Consider the following 15645-nt stretch of genomic DNA (forward strand, 5'->3'; position numbering starts at 1 on the left):
GATCTTTGCAGGTAGGAGATCCGCCGGGAGGTCGCCCCATGGCCGAGAACATGGCCGAGAACGAGCTGCTGTCCGAGCGGGTGGCCGGAGGGATCCTGCCGCGGGTGCTGACCACCTTCGACATGGTGGCGATCTTCGTGTCGATCGTCCTGTTCATCACGAACGCCGCCGTCATCCAGTCCGCGGGCCCGGCCGCGTTCGGGTGGTGGATCATCGCGTTCGCGCTGTTCCTCGTCCCGTGCGCGATCGTCACCGGCCAGCTCGGCGCCATGTTCCCCGGCGAGGGCTCCATCTACCTCTGGACGACCAAGGCGTTCGGGCCGTTCTGGGGGTTCTTCGCCGGGTTCTGCGCCTGGTGGCCGGGTGTGCTGGTGATGGTGGCGACCGGGACGCTGACGATCTCGTTCCTCGGCTACGTCTTCCCGGCGCTCGGAGGGCTCTCCGTGCAGGCCCAGGGCGGGCTGATCGTGGTGATCCTGCTGCTCGCGGCCGTACTGGCGGTCCTGCGCTTCCGGCTGACGCAGAACGTGGTGAACGTCGTCTTCCTGGCGTACGGGCTGGCGATCCTGCTGATGTTCGCGGCCGGGATCGCGCACCTTGCCCAGGGGCACCCGGCGGCCACGAACCCGTGGGACTTCGCGGCGTGGAGCCCGTCGGCCGAGCACGGCCTCAACTTCGCGAGCTGGAGCTTCTTCGGCCTGGCCGTGCTGGCGCTGCTCGGCGTCGAGGTGCCGCTGAACATGGGGGTGGAGATCAGGCAGGAGCGGGCCGTGACCCGTTACCTGCTGTGGGGGTCGCTGGCCGTCATGGTCGCGTACCTGATCGCCACCTGGGGCGTGATGGTGTCGGTGCCCGCCGGGGAGGCGGCGAACATCACGGCCGTGGCCGACGCCGTGGGGATCGGGCTGGGCGAGTGGGCGGGCAGGCTGGTCGCGCTCGTGCTGGCGGCCATGTTCTTCATCATCACCGTCGTCTACAACTACTCCTTCGCCCGGCTGATCTTCGTGTCCGGGCTGGACCGGCGGCTGCCGAAGGCGGTCAGCCACGTCAACGCGCAGAAGGTGCCGGACGTGGCGGTCTGGATCCAGACCGTGCTGGCCGGAGTCTTCACGGTGGCGGCCTTCGTGGTGGTGCCCTTTGCCGCGGCCAGACCCGCCGACGCGCAGACCGAGGTCTACAACGTCCTGCAGGCCGCGGTCACCGTGATCTGGTGCCTGTCGATCGTGGTGCTGTTCGTGGACGTGCTGATCATCCTGCGGCGCTACCGCGACCAGTTCGAGGCGCGGCGGCTGGCCTCGCCCGCGGTGTTCTGGGTGGCCTCCGTCGTGGGGGCGCTGGCGTCGCTCGTGGGCGTGGTGGCCACGCTCTCCGGGTCGTGGACGCCGCTGATCTCCAACGACGCGGGCAAGGTCACGCTGTTCGGCGCCGAGATCGCGTACGGGATGTGGTTCTGGCTGGTCGGCGGGATCGCGCTGGCGTCGCTGCTGGTGGGCGCCCTGCTGTATCTGGTCGGGCGCCGGGCGCCCGCCTGAGGCGGGGCGGCACGGCGAAGGGCCCGGCCTCGCGGGAGGCCGGGCCCTCGGGTGCAGGCGCCTTCGGGGGCAGGGGGGAGGCGCCTTCAGGGGGGAACGTCAGTGCTCGGTCGCCTTCTCCGCGCCGACGCCGGTGAGGGAGCGGACCTCCATCTCGGCGTACTTCGCCGCGTTGTACTCCTTGCTGAGGATCGTGCCGAGCCACCCGAACAGGAAGCCGAGCGGGATCGACAGGATGCCGGGGTTGCTCAGCGGGAACCAGTGGAAGTCCACGCCGACGATCAGCGCGGTCGGCTTGACGCCGGCCGGGGGCGGCGGCGCCGAGACCACCGGCGAGAAGATGACCAGGACCAGGGCCGAGATCAGGCCGCCGTAGATGGCCGAGACCGCGCCCGTCGTGTTGAACCGCTTCCAGAACAGGCTGTAGAGGATCGCGGGCAGGTTGGCCGAGGCCGCGACGGCGAAGGCCAGGGCGACCAGGAAGGCCACGTTCTGGCCCTGGGCCAGGATGCCCAGGCCGATCGCGACGGCGCCGATGACCAGGGCGGAGATGCGGGCCACCACGACCTCCTGGCGCTCGCTGGCCTGGCCGCGCTTGAAGACGTGCGCGTACAGGTCGTGCGAGAAGCTGGAGGAGGAGGCCAGCGTGAGGCCCGCCACGACGGCGAGGATCGTGGCGAAGGCGACGGCTCCGATGAGCGCCAGCAGGATCGTGCCGCCGACCGAGCCGAAGATCTCCTGGCCGATGCGTTCGGCCAGCATCGGCGCGGCCGTGTTGCCCGCCGCGTCACCGGCGACGATCGCGGACTTGCCGACCAGGGCCGCGGCGCCGAAGCCGAGGACGAGGGTCAGCAGGTAGAACACGCCGATGATGCCGATGCCCCACAGGACCGACTTGCGGGCGTCCTTGGCGGTGGGGACGGTGTAGAAGCGGATGAGGATGTGCGGCAGGCCCGCGGTGCCGAGCACCAGGGCCAGGCCCAGGCTGATGAGGTCGATCTTGCCGGCCAGCCCCTGGGCCTCCGTGCCGTACTTCAGGCCGGGGATCAGGAAGCTGCCGGGGTTCGCCTTGGGGCCGCTGGTGGTGGCGGCCTGCCCGAGCAGGGCCGACAGGTTGAAGCCGAACTTGCCCAGCACCAGCACCGTCACCAGCGCGGCGCCGCCCATCAGCAGCACGGCCTTGACGATCTGCACCCAGGTGGTGCCCTTCATGCCGCCGAAGACCACGTAGACGATCATCAGCATGCCCACGCCGACGATGGTCCACGCCTTGCCCGCCGGGGAGGTGATGCCGAGCAGCAGGCCGACCAGCGCGCCCGCGCCGACCATCTGGGCCAGCAGGTAGAAGATGCTGACCACGATGGTGGACACGCCGGCCGCCGTGCGCACGGGACGCGGGCTCATCCGGAAGGCCAGCACGTCGGCCATGGTGAACTTGCCCGAGTTCCGCATCAGCTCGGCGACCAGCAGCAGCGCGACCAGCCACGCCACCAGGAACCCGATCGAGTACAGGAACCCGTCGTAGCCGGACAGCGCGATGATGCCGGCGATGCCGAGGAAGGAGGCCGCCGACATGTAGTCGCCGCCGATGGCCAGCCCGTTCTGCACGCCGCTGAACGAGCGCCCCCCGGCGTAGTAGTCGGCGGCCGTCTTGGTCTGCCGGCTCGCCCAGAACGTGATCCCCAGCGTGGCGGCGACGAAGGTGAGGAAGAGGATCATCCCCAGGGTTTGGGAGCTCATTTGGTCTTCTCCTCAACCTCGTGGCGGAGCTTGTCGGCGATCGGGTCGAGCTTCTTCTCGGCATGCCTGGCGTACGCCCACGCGATGAGGAACGTGGAGACGAACTGGAGCAAACCGAAGATGAGGCCGACGTTGATGTCGCCGAGCAGCTTGATCCCCATGAAGTCGCGCGCCCATCCGGACAGCACCACGTAGAGCAGGTACCACGCGAGGAACGCCACGGTCATCGGGAACGTCCAGGCGCGGAATCGCCGTTTCAGATCCTGGAACTCACTGCTCTCCTGAACTTCCTCATAGACCGATGCGTCATGTTCTTTAGTCGTCACGAGACCTCCACTGTGATGCGGATCACGCCCAACGTAAGAGCGCAACCTACCCGCCGTGGAGGTCCCCGGTGACGTTGTTCGGCGAGTCGCTGGGGTCCGGCGATTAGTTGGGGATGGGTTGCGGTGAAAGGTCTGTTGCGTGCGACGAGCGGTTGATCGCCCCTTTCATCGGGGTTCTTCTCAGCGGGGTTCTTCTCAGCGGGGTTCTTCTCAGCGGGGTTCTTCCAGGGAGAGCGCGAACAGGTGGAGCTGGGGCCGGGTGAGCGCGGGCAGGGTGAGCGAGCGCAGCTCCCTGGCCGGGTCGAGCGCCGCCTGCACCTCGAACAGCCCGACCCGCAACGAGTTGACGCCCGTGCGGCTGTGGCGGTGGGTGCAGCGGAGCACCTCCGTGGCGCCCGCCCCGGGCCGGCCGCCCCAGTCGGGCAGGACGAACGGCACCTGGGCGGTGGTCCCGTCGGCGTACGCGGCGGTCAGCGTGGAGGTGACGGCCCCGGAACTGGCCGCGCCCAGCAGCCGGACCTTGGCGTACTTCCCGGACGGCACGGCGATCGTCTGCCCCTGGCCGGCGACGTTGTTCGCGGCGCCGTCCCCGTACGCGGGGAAGACGAAGCTCAGTCCCTCGTGGACGAGCGGCCCGGCGGGCGGCAGTTCCTCGGCCGGATAGGTGTAGCCGGACCCGTCGAAGTCGCCGTCCGTCATCGCCTCGTGCGTGGAGACGCCGTCGTTGCCGAAGTACGCCGACAGGTCCACCGGCGTGGTGCGCCCGGGAGGCGGGACGGGCGGCAGTCCCCAGGCGTCCCCGGGCTTGCTCACCGGCACAGGTCCGATGACCGGGTCGGGCCGCGCGCCCGTGTGGACGAGCACCTCGCTCCCCTTGCCCAGGGCGATCTCCACGACGCCCTCCCCCAGGTCCTTCACCGGAGCGGGACGGCCGTCGGACAGCACGGCCGCGACCGGCCCGTCGAGCCCGTGCTTGAGCCTGAGCGGCGCCCCCGCCAGGCTCCTGATCCGGATGAACGAGGTGCGGCCGCCCTTGCGCACGGCCGAGACCAGGAACGCGCCCTGGGTCCGGAAGTCGTGGATCGCGACGTCCGCCCACGAGGCGGGCACGGCCGGGAAGACCCGGACGATCCCGCCCCAGCTCTGGCAGAGCATGTCGTGGAGGGACTGGGCGGCCGACAGCGGCGTCTCGATGACCGGCCCGGCCTCGGCGTAGTGGGTGTTGGCCGTGCACGGGTAGCGGCCGGCCGGGTCGAAGAAGCGGTCCAGGTAGGACAGCGAGGTGTCGCCCCGGCCCATCATGGCGTAGAGCGAGGCCGCGCCGGTGTAGCTGTAGCCGCGGTGCGCGCTCGTCAGCGACTGCCAGTGGGCGACCGACTTCTCGATCAGCTCGCGCTGCTCCGGCTGGTCCCAGTTGACCAGGTAGAGGGGGTAGATCATGAGGAGGTGGGAGTAGTGGCGGTGCGACTGCGCGTACGGCGTGCCGGCGCCGATCATGAAGCCGTCGGCGTCGGCCGGGTAGTCCACGAGCGTGGCCAGCACCTCCCGCCACCTCGCCTCGAGCGGGTCGTCGATCCCGAGCCGCTCGGCCGACTCGATCAGCGTCCGGCAGCCCCACCGGATCAGCGCCAGGTCGTAGTTGGTGTCCTGGGGCGGGGTGACCGGGTATTCGGGTGAGAGCGTGCTGGGCAGGTGCAGCCTGCCGTCCGCGCCCGCGGCCAGGAAGTGCAGGTAGTAGTTGATCGCCCGCCGCAGCAGCGGGAAGACCGTGTCGCGCAGCAGCCTGTCGTCCATGGTGTGCCGGTAGGTCAGCCACACGTTGTGCAGCGCCCACGTGAGGTCACCCACCTCCGCGCCCGAGCCGGGCGTGCCGACGCTCCGGTTGGCGAACATGTCGGAGCTGCGCCCCACCCCGGCCGAGTCGGCGCGGTAGGCGGCGGGCACGTTGGCGACGAGCTGGTCGCGGTTGCGGTCGAGCGTGCTGGTGAGCGAGTCGAGCTCCAGGTGGTTGGAGCCGTGGATGAGCCAGTACTCGAGCTGCACGTTGAGGTTCCACCACACCGCCGGCCACGGGGTGGACTCCAGCCAGGGGCCGGTGGTCGCCATGACCGGGCCGCCCGTCCGGCTGGCGCAGGCGACCTTGTAGAGCTGGATCCAGTAGAAGCTCTGCAGCCGCTGGTCGGGCAGGGAGACGAAGCTCTTGCCGTAGAAGTCGTGCCACCAGTCGCGGTGCCGCTTCTTCATGATCCCGTACGGCGGCGCGTTCCGGATCCTGGCGAGCGCGCTCTCCTGGGCCTCGGTCGCGGACGGGAAGCTGTGGCCCACGGTGACCAGGAGCGTCCCGTCCTTGGCGCGGTAGGCGGTGGCGGTCTGGCCGCCGCCCGTCAGCGGCTGGAGCACCTGCTCGACGTCGCCCGCGGTCGCGGTGGTCCAGGGCGGGTTGGGGGTGTAGCCACTGGGCGGGGCCTCGGAGACGGATCGGGGGCTGACGGCCTCCTCGGGGTGGAACGTCCAGCGGACCTGCTCCTCGCCGTCGGCCTCCGCCTTGGCCACGAGGATTTCGTCGTGGATGAACGCGGAGAAGGACAGCTTGCCCTTGTCCGTGGTGACGGTGCCGGTGGCCTCGGCGTCCCACAGGCTGAGCCGCCAGTCGACGGCTGTGATCGTGCCGACCGGGTCGAGGGTGACGTGGCCGACGGGCAGGCGGCAGGTGCCCCAGCCGCTGCCGAACTGGGGCCGGTGGTCCTGGACGCGGCCGTGCTGGACGGTGAAGCGGATCTTGTTCTGGCCGGGCTCCTGGTAGACCATGCTGCCCAGCAGGCCGTCGCCCAGGAACGGGCCCTCGTACCAGGACCTGGGCATCTTGCCCCAGAGCAGGTCCTGGCCCTTCATGAACTCGGCCCAGCGCACACGCTGCCGGAGCTGCCAGCCCCGGGCCGCCCCGGTGTGCTCGCTTTCCGCGAGCGCCGGGGCGGCGGGGACGAGGGCGAGGCCTAAGCCGCCGAGCACGGCACGGCGGGTCGGATCGTGAGAGGGGGGTGTCATGCGGACCTCACAGACGAGACATCGGGTCTTTCGCCTGTATGACACGCAAGGTGACCTCAGTCAAGGGTGGTCAGCCGAAATTCATCCGATGCATTACCCCTTAACGGCGCCCGCGGTGAGCCCTTCGACGATGTAGCGGCGGATGGCGGCGAACAGGACGAGGGTCGGCAGCACCGAGATCACGGTGGCCGCGGCCATCGAGCCCCAGTCGATGTCGTACTGGGTGATGAAGGAGTTCATGGCGACAGGGATGGTCTTGGCGTCCTCGCTGTCGATGAACGTGATCGCCAGGAACAGCTCGTTCCAGCACTGCACGAACGCGAAGATGAACGTGGCCGCGATGCCCGGCAGCATGACCGGGATGACCACCCGCACCATGGCCACCAGCCGCGAGGCGCCGTCCACCTGCGCGGCCTCCTCCAGCGCGACCGGCACCCGCTCGTAGAAGCCGCGCATGATGATCGTGGAGAACGGCACCAGCATGGCCACGTACACCAGCATCAGCCCGGCCAGCCGGTTGAGCAGGTCGAGGTCGGACATCAGCAGGTAGAGCGGGCCGAGCGCGATGAACAGCGGGATCATCTGCGTGACTAGGAACGCCAGCATCAGCGCGCCCCTGCCGGGGAAGGCGAAGCGGGCGAGCGTGTAGCCGCCCAGCACGCCGATCGCGGTCACCACGCCGGCCGCGACGAGCGAGACGAGCAGGCTGTTCAGCAGGTACGCGCCGAAGTCCGCGAACGAGAACAGGTCCTCGTAGTGCTCGAACGTCACGTTGCCCGGCCAGTACCTGAGCGGCATCGAGAAGATCTCGGGCTTGGGCTTGAGCGAGGTGACGACGATCCAGTAAAGGGGGAAGAGGGTGATCAGCAGCCAGGCGCCCAGCACGACGACCTTGGCAGCGGTCGCGACACGTCTCATCGGGATTTCTCGAATCTCGTCGCGTTCAGGTAGAAGACGCTGAAGGACAGCAGCAGGCCCAGGATGAGCAGGCCCACCGCGCCCGCCCGGCCGTAGTCGCCGCCGATGACCTGCTGGATGAGGAAGGTCGTGATGATGTCGGTGCCGCCGGCCGGGCCGCCGCCGGTCATCGAGTAGATGAGGTCGGGGAAGTTGAGGATCCAGATGATCCGCAGCAGCACGATGAGGGCGAGGGTGGGCCGGATGTGCGGCAGCGTCACGTGCCAGAACTGCCGCAACCGCGACGCCCCGTCCACGTCCGCGGCCTCGTACAGTTCCTTCGGCACCGACTGCAGCGCGGCCATGATCATGATGGCGAAGAACGTGACGCCGTACCAGATGTTGGCCACGATCACCGACGTCATCGCCCACCCGGGGGTGGCCAGGAAGCCGATGCGCTGGTCGATGAGGCCGGTCTTGAGCAGCAGGTCGTTGATCACGCCGAACTGCCCGTTGAACATCCACCGCCACAGCAGCCCGATCAGGAACCCCGACATGGCCCAGGGGAAGAACACCCACGCCTGGTAGAGACCCCGGCCGCGGAAGTGCCGTCGCAGCAGCAGCGCCAGCCCGAAACCGAGGAAGAACTGGAAGAAGAGCGACACGACCACCCACGTGCCGGTGTTCCGCAGCGCCGTCCAGAACCGGTCCTCCGACAGGACGGCCTGGAAGTTCTCCAGGCCGACGAAGGGCGTCGAGGTGATGTCGAACAGGTTGTAGCGCTGGAGGGCGATGACCGTGCCGCGGATCATCGGGTAGTACGTGAACAGGGCCACGAAGACCACGCCGGGCAGCAGGCACAGGGCGATGAACCTGGCCCGGCGGGCGGTGAACAGCCTCATGAGACCTTCTTGGCCTGGTCCGTCCAGAAGGCGTCCCACGACTTGAGCACCTCGGCCGTGGTCTTCTTGCCGGTGATCAGGGCCTGGACGTCACGGTCGGAGTCGACGAGGAACTGGCTCCAGCCCGGGTAGTCGACGGGCCTGATCGTGATCACCTGCTTGGGGTCCTGCTGGGCCTGCAGGTACGCCTTCCACGCCCCCTGCGAGAACTGCGGGTCGCTCTGGGCCTGCTTGGAGATCGGGATGAGCGAGTTACCCTTGGCGAAGGCGATGCTCTGCTTGGCCTCCGACAGGAACTGGACCAGCTTGACCGCCTCCTTCTGGTGCTTGGTGAACGAGGTGGCGCCCCATCCGGCGTAGCCGACGGGCTGGAAGGCGTATCCCGACGGGCCCTTGGGGATGGGGGCCGTCGACCAGGCCGTCATGCCGCTGTCCTGGACCGTCTTGATCACTTCGGGGTCCTGGATGAGCATCCCGGTGACGCCCGAGGTGAAACCCTGGACCATCTCGGGGTAGCCCCAGGAGACGGAGTCGGGCGGCGACGCCTCCTTGAAGATCTTCACGTAGAGGTCCATGGCCTGGGCGGCCTCGGGCGTGGAGAAGATCGTCCGCTTGTCCTTGAGATAGAACGATTTTTCGGGATTCAGGGCTTCGCCGTTGTACGCGCTGACCATCATGACCGCGTAGTCGGCCCCGCCCTTGCCGCCCCGGAACGAGTAGCCGAACCGGTCGCCCGAGGTCATCTTCTTGCCGGCCTCGTAGAGCTCCTGCCAGGTGGCCGGCGGCTGCGTCATGCCCCAGTCCGTACGGTAGAAGATCGTGCGCTCGTAGAAGCCGTACGGGATCAGGTACGCCTTGCCGCCGACCTCGACGGCCTTCTTCTGGGCCAGCTCGGTCAGGTCCGACCAGCCGGGCCACTCCGTGGTGGGCAGCTCGGCCAGCCAGCCGTTGTTGGAGAAGGACTTGGCCGTGTGGTCGCGTACTTCCAGCACGTCCAGGTCCTTCTTGGTCTGCAGGATCTGGGTGATCTTCTGGTCGGCGCTGTCGAGTGGCGGCGAGATCAGCTCCACCTTGATGCCCGGGTTGGCCTTCTCGAAGTCCTGCAGCAGCGTTTTGATGAGCTTCGTGCGTTCGGGACTGGTCAGGCTCTCGACCATGCGGAGCCGTACCTCTCCTGGGGACGACGAGCCGGAGCCGCAGCCCGCGAGCAAGAGCGTGGCGGCGGCCGCGGCCGCCAGGAGGGGGGTTCTCATGCTGAGCCTCCAGCTTTCAGACAGCGCTGTCAGTCACGCTAGGCGACCGACACCCTCCAGCGCTAGACCGAGATCCTTGATCAACGTGTCAGCGGGCTCCAGGCCGACCGACAGCCGCACGAGGCCGACGGGGATGCCCATGGTGGCCCGCACGCTCTCCTCGGTGGACAGGGCGGGGGCGTTCACCAGGCTCTCGAATCCACCCCAAGACACCCCAATCCTGAAATGTCGCAACTTGTCGAGGAAGAGTCCGACCTCCTGGCGCGATTCCGTGTCCAGCACGAGGCTGAACAGGCTGGAGAATCCCGACATCTGCCGCTTCGCGATGGCGTGCCCCGGATGGGACGGCAGCCCGGGGTGGTTCACCGCCCGCACGGCCGGATGCCCGGTCAGGAACTCGGCCACCGCCAGCCCCCGCTCCTGGTGCGCGGCCATCCGCACGGGCAGCGTGCGCAGCCCCTTGATCACCTTGGCCGCGTCGTGCGGCGACATGGCGGCCCCGTACAGCTGGTACTCGGTCAGCGCCAGCGGCCTGATCAGCCGGGAGGGGCCCACCACGACGCCGCCCACGAGGTCGCTGTGCCCGCCGACGTACTTCGACAGCGAGTGCACGACGAGATCGACGCCCATGGTCAGCGGCTTCTGGAAGATCGGCGTGGACCAGGTGTTGTCCATCACGCTCACCAGCCCGCGCTCCCGCGCCCACGCCGTGACTTCGGTGATGTCCACCACGGCGTAGGCCATGTAGGAGGGGGACTCGAAGTAGAGTAGACGGGTGCTCGCCCTGATAGCGCTGTCACACTCCGCGAGGTCGTTCACGTGCGTATGCGTGACCCCGAACTTCTCCAGGTAACGCAGGAACTGGGTGGTGGGCCCGTACACTGCGCCCAGCACCAGCACGTGATCCCCGGCCTTGACGAGCGAGGAGATGGTCGCCGAGATGGCTCCCATTCCCGACCCGAAACACTTGGCACGCTCTCCCCGCTCGAGCGCGGCGAGCTTACGCTGAGCGAGATCGACCGTCGGGTTGGTCCCCCGCCAGTAGACGTACCTCTCGTCCTCGCTCCTGATCGCCTCGCCGAGCTCCTGCGCGGTCCTGAACGTGAACAGCGAGTTCTCGAACACCGGCGGGTTGACCGCGCCCAACGCCCAGGGCTCGTCCTCGCCCAACCGGCCACAGATCCATTCGTCATCCATGGGGGCAGACTATGACAGCCAGGGATCTGGGTGACCGGGCGGCCTCGCGGGGCGAGGCCGCGGGCGCCCGCAAGCCGACCATGGCCGACGTGGCCAGGCACGCGGGTGTGAGCCTCAAGACCGTCTCCCGCGTGGTCAACCAGGAGCCGCACGTCAGGGCCTCGCTGCAGGAACGCGTGCAGGCGGCCATCAGCGCGCTCGGCTACCGCCGCAACGAGGCCGCCGCCCGCCTGGCCAGGGGCGCGACCATGCTGACGCTCGGGCTGGTGATGGAGAACATCTCCAACGAGTTCTACTCCCGCCTGGCCGCCGCCGTGGAGTCCGCCGCGGCCCAGTACGAGGCGCTGGTGGTCTTCGGCTCGTACGAGGAGAGCGCCGACAAGGAGCGCATGCTCATCGAGTCCATGTACGCCCGGGGCGTGGACTCCCTCATCGTCGTCCCCTCGGCGGCCGACCACTCGTGGCTGGCCGAGCACGCCTCGCTCACCACGGTGTTCGTGGACCGCGTGCCCCCGGGCCTGGAGTCGGCGGACGTGGTGCTGCTGGACGACGTGCGCGGCGGGCGGGCCGCGACCGAGCACCTGCTGTCCCGCGGCCACCGCCGGATCGCCCTGGTCTCGGACGACGACGGCATCAGCTCGGTGCACGACCGCGCGACCGGCTACCGCGCGGCCCTGCGCGCGGCCGGGCTGACGGCCGACGACGCGCTGACGGTCCGCGGGCTCTTCGACCCGTGGCGGGTCTCCCACGAGGTGAGCGGCCTCCTCGACCTGCCCGACCCGCCGACGGCCTTCTTCGCCACCAACAACCGCGCCGCGATCGGCATCCTTCAGGCGCTGCGGGAACGTCCGGAGCGGCCCGCGTACGTGAGCTTCGACGACTTCGCCCTGGCCGACGTGTTCAACCCCGGGGTGACGGTGGTCCGCTACGACACGGCCCGCCTGGCCCGTAGCGCGGTGGACCTCCTGCTGAACCCGTCGCCGTCGCCCCGCCGCGTCAAGGTCCCGGTCGAGCTGGTGGCCAGAGGCTCGGGCGAGCTGCCGCCCTCCTGAACACCGTGCGTGAGCGGTGTTCGTCTCGCTAGGGTCGAGGTGTGCCTCTTCCCGCCGCCGACCTCGCCCGGCTCCTTCGCAACCGGCCGGAGCTGGCCGCCGTCCCCTCCGCCGAGGCGCTCGAACGCCTGCTCGCGGCGCCGGAGCTGGCCGTGCCCGCCCTGCTCGCGCTCGACGCCGACTGCCACCTCGTCAGCCAGGCGCTGCAGATCCTGGGCGGCGAGGCGAGCCGCGCGGCGCTGGCCGAACTGCTCCACGACCCCGGCGACCGGCTCGGCGAGACGATCGAGACCCTGGCCGCGTGGGGGCTCGTGACCCTGAACGGGAGCACGGTGTCCTCGCCGCACCGGCAGGGCCTGTGGGCGAACCCGTTCGGGCTGGGCCGGCCGTTGCGCGAGCTGACCGCCGAGGACCTGAAATCCCTGGTCAAGGGGCTGGGCGGCAGGCCCAAGGGCCGCAAGTCGGAGCTGCTCGCCCAGGCGACCGAAATCGTGCGCGGCGGCCGGGCCGTACGCGCCCGCGCCGCCGCGTTACCGCGCGAGGCGGCGGCGCTGCTGGAGTCGATGGCCGGCGGGCAGCCGGTCTTCCAGCACTCCGTCTGGTACGGCTCCGGCGATGCGGACCATCCGGTCACGCGCCTGGCCGAGGCCGGGTTCGTGGTGCGGGACGGCTGGGAGTACGAGATGCCCATGGAGGTCGCGCTCGCGCTGCGCGGCGAGGGCTGGAAGCCGGAGCTCACGGGCCAGCCGGACGTGCCGTCCGTGGAGGTCACCGGGCACTCGGACGGGCTCGCCTCCGCGTTGGCCGCCGTCGACCAGGTGGAGGCGCTGATCGAGCTGACGGGGACGCAGCCCATCGCCGAGCTGAAGGCGGGCGGGGTGGGCGCGCGGGAGCTGAAGCGGCTGGCCAAGGCGCTCGGCGTTCCCGAGCAGGCGGTCGTGCTCTGGCTCGACCTCGCCTTCGGCACCGACCTGATCGCCTCCGAGGCGGGCGAGAGGCTGGCCGGCACCACGCTGGCCGATGAGTGGCTGGGCCTGGATCCGGCCTCGCGATGGCAGGCGCTGGTGGAGTCCTGGCTGGCGATGCCGCAGGCGGCCACGTTCAGGGTGACGGGCTGCTGCGACGAGCACATGACGCCGCAGGCGCCGCCGTACCAGTTCGAGTGCGGGGCCGGCGAGATCCGGCGGGCCGCGCTGCATGTGCTCCGGACGCTGCCTCCGGGGCGGGGATCGACCCCCGAGGGGTTGCTCCCGGCCGTGGACTGGCGGACGCGGGCGGCCAAGGAGTTCGCGCCGGCCGCCACCGGGTTCGTGGCCGCCGCCCTGCGCGAGGGCGAGCTGCTCGGGATGGTCCATGAGGGAGCGCTGACCGAGCTCGGCCGCGACCACCTCGACGGCGCCGGCGTGGCCGGCCGCTTCCCCAAGCCGACCACCACCGTGACCCTGCAGAACGACCTGACCGCGATCGTGTCGGGGGTGCCCGCGCCGCAGCTGACCGCGTTCCTGAACGGCTGCGCCGACCTGGAGTCACGCGACCGGGCCAGCGTGTGGCGCTTCTCGAACAAGAGCGTGCGCCGGGCGCTGGACGCCGGGACGACGGCCGACAGCCTGCTCGAGGAGCTGGCCCGCGTCTCCGCGAAGGCCGTCCCCCAGCCGCTGCGTTACCTCGTCACCGACGTCGCCCGCAGGCACGGCGCCGTCCGCGTCACCTCCGCCGCCGCCGTGGTGACCGCGGAGGACCCGGCGCTCATCACCGAGCTGTGCGGGACCAAGGCCCTGCGCAAGCTGGCACTGCGCGCCATCGCCCCCACGGTCGCCCTCAGCGCCCTGCCGCCCGACGAGACCCTTCAGCTGCTGCGGCAGGGTGGCCACGCCCCGGTCGCCGTGGCCCCGGACGGCACCATCAAGGCGGAGCCGCCCCGGCGCCACCGCCTGCCCGTGGAGCCCGACCCGGCGTGGGACGCCACCGCGATCCTCCAGGGCGGCGAGCCCGGCACGCCGGCCGAGGCCCTGTCCGTGGCCTCCGTCACCGGCGAACCGATCGTCATCGTCTGGCAGCGGCGCGAGCACTACATGGAGGACATCGAGCTCACCCGCGGCACGGTGTCCGGCTACTGCCACGACTGCGGCACCGAACACACCTTCCAGCGAGGCCGGATCAAGGAGGCGCACCTGCCCTGATCGTCGGCGGGATCACGAGGAGCGGGGGCGCCAGTCGCCGCGGTCGAGGTCGAGGTCCTCCGGGGTGTGCAGCCTGACCATGGTCCTGGCGACCCCGGGCGGCACGCGGTGCGGGGTCAGGAAGGACACCGACACCATCACCGCGAACGCGATCGGCACCGTCCACGCCGCCGGCTGGCCCAGTAGAGCCCCGGCGGGCCCGTCGTACGGACCGGCGACGATCGTGACGAGCACGGCCGCGCACGCCAGCCCGCCGCCCACGAACAGCCCGGCCAGCGCCCCCACGGTCGACAGGCGGCGCCACCAGATGCCCAGCACGAGCAGCGGGCAGAACGACGAGGCCGCCACCGCGAACGCCAGCCCCACCACGTCCGCCACCGGCAGCGCCCGCGCCCACAGCGCCAGCGCCAGCGGCACCGCGACCGCCATCAGCGTGGCGATCCTGAACGAGCGCACGCTGCCCTTGAGCAGGTCCTGCGCGATCACCCCCGCCACGGACACGGTCAGCCCCGACGAGGTGGACAGGAACGCGGCGAACGCCCCCGCCGTCACCAGCGCCGTCAGCAGGTCGCCCAGTGTGCCGCCGACCATCCGCCCGGGCAGCGTCAGCACGACCGTGTCGGTGCGGACCAGGTCGGGCGCGTAGAGGCGGCCGAGCCAGCCGTACACGGCGGGCATCAGGTAGAAGGCCCCGAGCAGCGACAGCACCACCAGCGTCGTGCGGCGCGCGGCCCGGCCGTCCGGGTTGGTGTAGAAGCGCACCAGCACGTGCGGCAGCCCCATGGTGCCCAGGAACGTGGCCAGGATCAGCGAGTACGTCGAGTACAGCCCGTACTCCTTGCCCCCGGCCAGCGGCACCTGCCAGGTGGCCGCGTCCTGCGGGCTGACCGAGGGCGCGCCGTCGCCCTTCCACGCCATCAGCAGGAACACCAGCGGCAGGGCCAGCGCCGTCAGCTTGAGCCAGTACTGGAACGCCTGCACGAACGTGATCGACCGCATGCCGCCGGACAGCACGTTCACCGCCACGACGACCGCGACCAGCAGGCCGCCCACCCACACGGGCGCGCCGGTGATCTCCCGCAGCACCAGGCCGGCGCTCTGGAACTGCGGCATCAGGTAGAGCCAGCCGATCAGCACGACCAGCACGCTCGCGGTGCGGCGCACGGCCATCGACTCCAGCCTGGCCTCGGCGAAGTCCGGCAGCGTGTACGCGCCCGAGCGCCGCAGCGGCGCCGACACCAGCACGAGCAGCACCAGGTAGCCGCCGGTCCAGCCGACGGGCAGCCAGAGCATGTCCACGCCGAACGACAGGATGAGCCCGGCGATGCCCAGGAACGAGGCCGCCGACAGGTACTCGCCGCCGATGGCCGAGGCGTTCCAGAGCGGGCTGACGGTGCGGGAGGCGACGTAGAAGTCGGAGGTGGTGCGGGAGACCCTGATCCCGAACGCCCCGATCAGCACGGCCGCCACCACCACGATCAGCACCGCCGTCAGACTCATGCGACCGGCTCCGCCGCTCGC

Annotated in this window: 11 protein-coding genes; 3 read left to right on the forward strand and 8 right to left on the reverse strand. The window is 70.2% G+C overall.

Annotation, left to right across the window (positions count from 1 at the left end):
- Positions 1-38: 38 nt before the first annotated feature.
- Positions 39-1532, forward strand: a complete 1494-nt coding sequence (locus tag ACIBI9_RS06995; protein WP_397221011.1) for an APC family permease — start codon at positions 39-41, stop codon at positions 1530-1532.
- Between the two features lie 99 nt (positions 1533-1631).
- On the opposite strand, the gene ACIBI9_RS07000 is transcribed toward ACIBI9_RS06995, so the two are convergent.
- The 7 genes from ACIBI9_RS07000 to ACIBI9_RS07030 all read right to left on the reverse strand — a co-directional run bounded on the left by ACIBI9_RS07000 (position 1632) and on the right by ACIBI9_RS07030 (position 10892).
- Complete coding sequence (locus tag ACIBI9_RS07000; RefSeq protein WP_397221012.1) at positions 1632-3272, reverse strand: cation acetate symporter; 1641 nt, start codon at positions 3270-3272, stop codon at positions 1632-1634.
- Entirely contained in the window at positions 3269-3598 is a 330-nt protein-coding gene (locus tag ACIBI9_RS07005; protein ID WP_397221013.1) for a DUF485 domain-containing protein, read from the reverse strand. Before ACIBI9_RS07005 ends, ACIBI9_RS07000 begins: the two co-directional genes overlap by 4 nt.
- A 210-nt stretch (positions 3599-3808) precedes the next feature.
- The gene (locus ACIBI9_RS07010) at positions 3809-6643 is read right to left on the reverse strand and encodes a glycosyl hydrolase family 95 catalytic domain-containing protein (protein WP_397221014.1); all 2835 of its coding nucleotides are present in this window, start codon (positions 6641-6643) and stop codon (positions 3809-3811) included.
- 93 nt (positions 6644-6736) lie between these two features.
- Complete coding sequence (locus ACIBI9_RS07015; protein WP_397221015.1) at positions 6737-7561, reverse strand: carbohydrate ABC transporter permease; 825 nt, start codon at positions 7559-7561, stop codon at positions 6737-6739.
- Positions 7558-8442, reverse strand: coding sequence for a carbohydrate ABC transporter permease (locus tag ACIBI9_RS07020; protein ID WP_397221016.1), 885 nt, complete (start codon positions 8440-8442; stop codon positions 7558-7560). The genes ACIBI9_RS07015 and ACIBI9_RS07020 overlap by 4 nt, the downstream gene beginning before the upstream one ends.
- Complete coding sequence (locus ACIBI9_RS07025; protein ID WP_397221018.1) at positions 8439-9695, reverse strand: ABC transporter substrate-binding protein; 1257 nt, start codon at positions 9693-9695, stop codon at positions 8439-8441. The genes ACIBI9_RS07020 and ACIBI9_RS07025 overlap by 4 nt, the downstream gene beginning before the upstream one ends.
- 33 nt (positions 9696-9728) lie before the next feature.
- Complete coding sequence (locus tag ACIBI9_RS07030) at positions 9729-10892, reverse strand: trans-sulfuration enzyme family protein (RefSeq protein ID WP_397221019.1); 1164 nt, start codon at positions 10890-10892, stop codon at positions 9729-9731.
- 11 nt (positions 10893-10903) lie between these two features.
- Between ACIBI9_RS07030 and ACIBI9_RS07035 the strand changes: the two genes are divergently transcribed.
- Complete coding sequence (locus ACIBI9_RS07035; RefSeq protein WP_397221020.1) at positions 10904-11944, forward strand: LacI family DNA-binding transcriptional regulator; 1041 nt, start codon at positions 10904-10906, stop codon at positions 11942-11944.
- Between the two features lie 41 nt (positions 11945-11985).
- Positions 11986-14124 (forward strand): helicase-associated domain-containing protein, encoded by a 2139-nt coding sequence (locus ACIBI9_RS07040; RefSeq protein ID WP_397221021.1) that lies wholly within the window; start codon positions 11986-11988, stop codon positions 14122-14124.
- Between the two features lie 12 nt (positions 14125-14136).
- Here ACIBI9_RS07040 and ACIBI9_RS07045 read toward each other — a convergent pair whose 3' ends face one another.
- The gene (locus ACIBI9_RS07045) at positions 14137-15624 is read right to left on the reverse strand and encodes a cation acetate symporter (RefSeq protein WP_397221022.1); all 1488 of its coding nucleotides are present in this window, start codon (positions 15622-15624) and stop codon (positions 14137-14139) included.
- Positions 15625-15645 lie beyond the last annotated feature (21 nt).

It is taken from the genome of Nonomuraea sp. NPDC050451 (assembly GCF_044458585.1).

Coding starts and splice junctions, on each gene's coding strand:
- ACIBI9_RS06995 (WP_397221011.1), top strand. CDS start 39: ATGGCCGAGAACATGGCCGAGAACGAGCTGCTGTCCGAGCGGGTGGCC.
- ACIBI9_RS07000 (WP_397221012.1), bottom strand. CDS start 3,272: ATGAGCTCCCAAACCCTGGGGATGATCCTCTTCCTCACCTTCGTCGCC.
- ACIBI9_RS07010 (WP_397221014.1), bottom strand. CDS start 6,643: ATGACACCCCCCTCTCACGATCCGACCCGCCGTGCCGTGCTCGGCGGC.
- ACIBI9_RS07015 (WP_397221015.1), bottom strand. CDS start 7,561: ATGAGACGTGTCGCGACCGCTGCCAAGGTCGTCGTGCTGGGCGCCTGG.
- ACIBI9_RS07020 (WP_397221016.1), bottom strand. CDS start 8,442: ATGAGGCTGTTCACCGCCCGCCGGGCCAGGTTCATCGCCCTGTGCCTG.
- ACIBI9_RS07025 (WP_397221018.1), bottom strand. CDS start 9,695: ATGAGAACCCCCCTCCTGGCGGCCGCGGCCGCCGCCACGCTCTTGCTC.
- ACIBI9_RS07030 (WP_397221019.1), bottom strand. CDS start 10,892: ATGGATGACGAATGGATCTGTGGCCGGTTGGGCGAGGACGAGCCCTGG.
- ACIBI9_RS07035 (WP_397221020.1), top strand. CDS start 10,904: ATGACAGCCAGGGATCTGGGTGACCGGGCGGCCTCGCGGGGCGAGGCC.
- ACIBI9_RS07045 (WP_397221022.1), bottom strand. CDS start 15,624: ATGAGTCTGACGGCGGTGCTGATCGTGGTGGTGGCGGCCGTGCTGATC.